This is a genomic window from Thiobacillus sp., from assembly GCF_024708915.1.
In genome coordinates this window covers 1-2,562 of sequence record NZ_JANJXQ010000228.1, presented here as the reverse complement: position 1 = coordinate 2,562, position 2,562 = coordinate 1, and the positions used below count along the sequence as shown (strand labels likewise).

Here is a 2,562-nt window from a genome sequence, read left to right as displayed (position 1 = left end):
TTCGCCCACCAGGATGACGTCCGGGTCTTCACGCAGCGCCGAGCGCAGGGCGTTGCTGAACGACAGCGTGTGCGGCCCGACCTCGCGCTGGTTGATCAGGCATTTCTTGCTCTGGTGGACGAATTCGATCGGGTCCTCGACCGTGAGGATGTGCGCGTACTGGTTTTCGTTGACGTAGTCCATCATCGCCGCCAGCGTGGTCGACTTGCCCGAACCGGTCGGGCCGGTGACGAGAACGATGCCGCGCGGCTGGTCGGAGGTTTCCTTGAAGATGGCCGGGGCGTTGAGCTCCTCCAGCGTCAGCACTTTCGACGGAATCGTCCGGAACACCGCCCCCGCGCCGTATTGCTGGTTGAAGGCGTTGACGCGAAAGCGCGCCAGCGACGGGATCTCGAACGAGAAGTCGATCTCCAGCGTTTCCTCGTACACCTTGCGCTGGCTGTCGTTCATGATGTCGTACACCATGCGGTGCACGTCCTTGTGTTCCATCGGCGGCAGGTTGATGCGGCGGATGTCGCCGTTGACGCGGATCATCGGCGGCAGACCCGCCGACAGGTGCAGGTCGGACGCCTTGTTCTTGACGGCAAATGCCAGCAGTTCGGAAATATCCACGCGTGCCTCGTTCAGTGTTGGATGGGGTTTTGTCTTTATTGATCCGAAACGAAACCGTTTGAAAACCGTCGGGCCTGTCAGTGACGAAATACCCTGAAAGCTGCGCTGCGTTTCGGATCGATAACAATTAAACGGCTGTTATTGAACAGGGTTTGTGTTCAATAATAAGCGCTATGGATAACGGCCCGAAAACACGCAAACTTGAGTCCGGGATGACGACTGCGGACTCCACGCCAGCTGAGCGTTTGCATGCCGTGCAGGCGCGGATTGCAGATGCCGCAGCCGAGGCGGGACGCGAGCCTGCGGCGGTGTGTCTGCTGGCGGTGAGCAAGACTTTTGGCGATGCTGCCGTGCGTGCTCTGGCGGATGCCGGCCAGCGCGAGTTTGGCGAAAACTATGTGCAGGAAGCACTGGAAAAACAGGCAGCCTTGCGCGATCTGCCACTCGAATGGCATTTCATCGGACCGATCCAGAGCAACAAGACGCGGGTGGTCGCCGAGAATTTCAGTTGGGTGCACAGTATCGACCGGCTGAAGATAGCCGAACGGCTGTCCGCCCAGCGTCCGCCCGGCTTGCCACCGCTGCAGGTCTGCATCGAGCTCAATGTAAGTGGCGAGGCCAGCAAGAGCGGCGTGGTTCCGGCTGAACTGCCCGCGCTGGCCGGGGCCGTATCGCAACTGCCAGGCCTGCGATTGCGCGGACTGATGGCGATTCCGGCGCCGGCGCAGGAAGTGGCGGCGCAGCGTGCGGCATTCCGGCTGGTGCGTGAACAGTTCGATGCGCTGCGTGCGCGCGGCCACACACTCGATACCCTGTCGATGGGCATGTCGGGCGATCTGGAGGCGGCGATACTGGAAGGCGCGACCATCGTGCGCATCGGCACGGCACTCTTTGGTGAGAGGACAAAAAATGCATAAAGTGAGTTTCATCGGCGGCGGCAACATGGCCGCAGCCATCATCGGCGGCCTGATCGCCAGCGGTACGCAGCCCACCGACATCGAGGTGGTGGAAATCAACGCCGATGCGCGGGCGCAGTTGTCCGCGCGTTTCGGCGTCGTGACCCGTACCGACCTGTCGCAGGCGCGGCTGCATCCCCTGGTCGTGCTGGCAGTGAAGCCGCAGACCCTGCCCGAGGTGGCGGCGGCACTGGCGCCGCGCCTTGCCGGCCAGCTGGTGGTGTCGATTGCCGCCGGGGTGCGGGTGGCCGATCTCACTCGCTGGCTGGGAGGGCACGAGCGCATCGTGCGCGCCATGCCCAACACTCCGGCGCTGGTGCAGGCCGGGGTCGCCGGGCTGTTTGCGCCGCCTGCGGTCAGCCAGGATGCGCGTTCGCAGGCCGAGGCGGTGCTGCGTGCCGTCGGCGGCGCGGTGTGGGTGGAGGACGAGCCGCAGCTGGATGCGGTCACCGCTGTTTCGGGCAGCGGCCCGGCCTACGTGTTCTATTGCATCGAATCGCTCGAAGCCGCAGCCGTGGCCCAGGGCCTGGCACCCGCCACCGCGCGCCAGCTGGCGCTGCAGACTTTCTTCGGCGCGGCCAAGCTGGCGCTGGAGTCGGGCGAGGAACCCGCCGTGCTGCGCCAGCGCGTCACCTCCAAGGGCGGCACCACCGAACGCGGCATTGCCGCGCTGGAGGCGGCGGCGGTCAAACAGGCCATCGGCCAGGCAGTGGACGCGGCCAGCCGGCGCAGCGCCGAGCTCGGCGACGAACTGGGGCGGCTCGCATGATTTCGGGCGCATTCGCTTTCCTCGTCCAGACGCTGGGCAACCTGTTCGTGATTGCGGTGCTGCTGCGCTTCATGATGCAGCTGTTCCGGGTGCCGTTTCGCAATCCCTTCGCGCAATTCATCGTCGCCATCACCGATTTTGCGGTGAAGCCGCTGCGCCGGGTGGTGCCGGGCCTGTTCGGCCTCGACTGGGCATGCCTGGTGGTGGCGCTGCTGGTCGAACTGG

The 2,562-nt window shown here is 64.8% G+C and carries 4 protein-coding genes; 3 read left to right on the top strand and 1 reads right to left on the bottom strand.

Going from position 1 to position 2,562, the window contains the following annotated elements; genetic code table 11:
* A partial coding sequence (locus Q0L94_RS15175; RefSeq protein WP_296754820.1) for an ATPase, T2SS/T4P/T4SS family occupies positions 1 to 612 on the bottom strand: 612 nt, incomplete at its 3' end.
* 212 nt (positions 613 to 824) lie between these two features.
* Here Q0L94_RS15175 and Q0L94_RS15170 point away from each other — a divergent pair.
* The 3 genes from Q0L94_RS15170 to Q0L94_RS15160 all read left to right on the top strand — a co-directional run.
* Positions 825 to 1,529 (top strand): YggS family pyridoxal phosphate-dependent enzyme, encoded by a 705-nt coding sequence (locus tag Q0L94_RS15170; RefSeq protein ID WP_296754818.1) that lies wholly within the window; start codon positions 825 to 827, stop codon positions 1,527 to 1,529.
* Positions 1,522 to 2,337 carry a pyrroline-5-carboxylate reductase gene (gene proC, locus Q0L94_RS15165; RefSeq protein WP_296754815.1) on the top strand — a complete coding sequence of 272 codons (816 nt, stop codon included), beginning with the start codon at positions 1,522 to 1,524 and terminating at the stop codon, positions 2,335 to 2,337. The genes Q0L94_RS15170 and proC overlap by 8 nt, the downstream gene beginning before the upstream one ends.
* Positions 2,334 to 2,562 (top strand): YggT family protein (locus Q0L94_RS15160; RefSeq protein WP_296754813.1); only part of this gene is annotated, 229 nt, incomplete at its 3' end. The genes proC and Q0L94_RS15160, both read left to right, overlap by 4 nt.